This is a genomic window from uncultured Jatrophihabitans sp. (genome assembly GCF_964246335.1).
In the GTDB taxonomy this organism is placed as follows: domain Bacteria; phylum Actinomycetota; class Actinomycetes; order Mycobacteriales; family Jatrophihabitantaceae; genus Jatrophihabitans.
The window spans coordinates 1-2,772 of the sequence record NZ_CAXTQF010000126.1 but is presented as its reverse complement, the minus strand read 5'-3'; the positions used below and the strand labels follow the sequence as shown (position 1 = coordinate 2,772).

Here is a 2,772-nt window from a genome sequence, read left to right as displayed (position 1 = left end):
GTAGATCTCGATGCGGTAGTGGAAGCCGAACATGCGCTCGGTGCGCTGCCGGTACCAGATCAGTGAGTCGAACGGTGCCAGCAGCGCACGGGCATGCACCCGCCGTGGTCGCCGCGCCTCGTGCCAGAGGTAGGCCGGCGCGTCCCAGCCCTCGACATCGACCCGAATCACCTCACCTGTGTCGACGAGGTCGGCGAGTGCCGCGCTGGTGACGGCGTGCGAGAGCCGGAAGTAGTCGCGGATGTCGGGCTCGGTGCCCACGCCGAGCGCCCGCGCCGAGACGCGGACGAGCTCGCGCTGCGCAGCGGTCTCGGCAGGCGTCGGGGCGTCGAGCACGCGCTGCGGCAACACGCGCTCGGTGAGGTCGTAGTAGCGCTCGAAGTTGACCCGTTTGGCGGTGGTGACCACGCCACTCCAGAACAGGTACTCAAGCGCGGTCTTGCCGTCGTGCCAGTTCCACATGTGGCCCGGGCGCGGCGCCGGACGGGGAATGCCGGTGTCGCCGGCGCGGACCGGCCCCTGCGTGCGGACCAGTTGCTCGACGTCCGAGACGAGCGTCGGGTTGGTGAGCGCGATCTGCCGGATGGACTGCCATGGGTCTACGTGTGCGCGTTCCATCCGCCAGCGCATCAACGGTTGCAGCTCGACCGGCAGCAGCGAGGCGGCATGTGCCCAGTACTCGAAGAGCTCGGCGTTGCGCGGCCGTTCCGTGTAGCCCGTCATCCGGTCGAGCAAGGCGCGGTCGTAGGGCCCCAGCCGGGCGAACACCGGCAGGTAGTGCGCGCGGCTGAACACGTTGACCGAGTCGATCTGCAGCATCGCGATCCGGCCCAGCACCCGCCGGATGTGCCGCGCGTCGACGCGTCCGGTGGGCAACGGGTCGGCGAAGCCCTGCGCCGCCAGAGCAACCCGGCGCGCCTGCGGGGCGGACATGCGCTGCGGTGCGCTGGTGGCCGGTCGGGGCATGGCTGGACCCTACGAGCCGCCGCTGACAGCCTGCGGCGAGCTGGCCGTGGCACTATGCGGACGTGTTCGAGCACATCATGCGCAGCATCGGCGACGGCGTCGGCGTCTGGCTGTACGTGATCTCCGGCGCGCTGTGTTTCGCCGAGGCGGCCGTGCTGCTCGGCATGGTGGTGCCGGGTGAGACGGCGCTGCTCGTGGCCGGCGTGTTCAGCAACCACCACTACGGACGGCTGAACCTCTGGGCCATGTGCGTCGTCGGCGCCGTCTGCGCCGTGGCCGGCGACTCGGTCGGCTACGAATTCGGTAAGCGGTACGGACCGTCGCTGCGCCGGTCGCGGCTGGGCCGGTGGGTCGGCGAGCACCGGTGGGCGGCCGTCGACGGCTTCATCCACCGGCACGGCGGCAAGGCCGTGTTGCTCGGCCGGCTGACCGCCGTCCTTCGCGCGTTGATGCCGTCCATGGCCGGGATGAGCGGCATGCGGTACCGGACGTTCCTCACCTGGAACGCGATCGGCGGCATCGTGTGGGCGCCGGGCTGTGTGCTGCTCGGCTATGCGTTCGCGTCGGCACTGGACGTCGTGGGCGAGACGCTGACCTGGGCACCGCTCGCGATCCTTGCGGTGGGCGTGCTGGTCTACACAGCCGTGCACCTGCGCAAGCGACGCCGCGAGCAGGCCGAGGCGCGGGCGTTCGCCCAGGACAACAGCTAGCCACAGTCCGGGCGACACGCACCTGTCCGCCGTCCACAACGGCCGCACATCGGGACCGCCGCGGGCTTAGGCTCTCGCGCCATGAGCGAACCGCCGCAGTCCCCGTACCCCGGCTCGCCGCCCTGGTCGGGGAGCGGCTACCAGCCACCGGCTCCGGGCTACGAACCGGTCGCCGGGCAGCAGTGGGCGAGCCCGTCGACCGGCTACGGACCACCCGCCGGACAATCGTGGGCCGGGCCGCCGACGGGTTCGGGCCACCGCCCGAGCAGGCCCTCCGCGACCGGTTCGGCCCGCGCACCCGCCGACGCGCCGACCCGCGATTCGGGATCGCGCTCGCCGCCGCCGGTGTCGTGCTGGCGATCGTCGGCGTAGTGGTCTGGTCGTCCGGCTACCTTGCCGATGGCTTCCGCCTGCACTTCGACGATTCGAGCGGAGCCACCAGCACCTCGGGTACCGGCCGGCGCTTCCTCGGCGCCGGACTCTCCTTCTTGGTCGTCCTGACGGGTTACGCGCTGCTCGTCGTGCGCCGGCGCGGTCCACTGGCAAGCGCCGGCACGATCGCCGCCGCGCTCGGCGTGCCGCTGACCATCCTGTTCCTCTCCCTCGACCCCACCGGCAGCTCGGGCCCGTTCAACGTCGATGCGGTCCTGCTGATCTCGGTACTCGTCTGGTTGGTGACCTACGTGTTCGTCCCGGGCGCGCAGGGCCGGCCGTTCTTCCTGGGGCTGGCCGCGCTGTACCTGGCGTCCTGGGCGGAGTTCAAGGCGGCGCCGACGTCGTTCGTCTCGTTCGCGATCCGCTTGACGCCGTTGTCCGGCGACGGCGGGGATGCGGTGCCGAGGCCGGGCACCGGCGCGGTTGCCGCGGCGGGCTTGATCTTCGGCATCGGCTACTACGGCATTGCGGCGCTCCTCGACCGCCGCGGGCGGCCCGGCGCGGGCGTCGCGTTCGTCCTGGCGGGGCTCTTCGCGACGCTCTCGGGTGTCGTCGCGGCCGCGCCCAGCTTCGGCGAGGGCGGGACCGGTGTGCTGCTCATCGCGCTCGGCCTCGTCTTCGGCGTGACCTACGCGTTCGCCGGCCACGCCATGGTGCGCCA

General features: G+C 71.8%; 2 protein-coding genes and 1 pseudogene. 2 read left to right on the top strand and 1 reads right to left on the bottom strand.

Annotation, left to right across the window (positions count from 1 at the left end; all coding sequences use genetic code 11):
- Positions 1-966, bottom strand: a 966-nt coding sequence (locus ACFFCN_RS18620; protein ID WP_375494104.1) for a winged helix-turn-helix domain-containing protein, incomplete at its 3' end; no start/stop codon positions are given.
- A 62-nt stretch (positions 967-1,028) separates the two neighbouring features.
- On the opposite strand from ACFFCN_RS18620, the gene ACFFCN_RS18615 reads away from it, so the two are divergent.
- On the top strand, positions 1,029-1,676 hold the full coding sequence (locus ACFFCN_RS18615; protein WP_375494102.1) for a DedA family protein: 648 nt from the start codon (positions 1,029-1,031) through the stop codon (positions 1,674-1,676).
- Positions 1,677-1,858: 182 nt separating this feature from the next.
- Positions 1,859-2,772 (top strand): annotated as a pseudogene (locus ACFFCN_RS18610) (hypothetical protein); the annotation flags it as partial.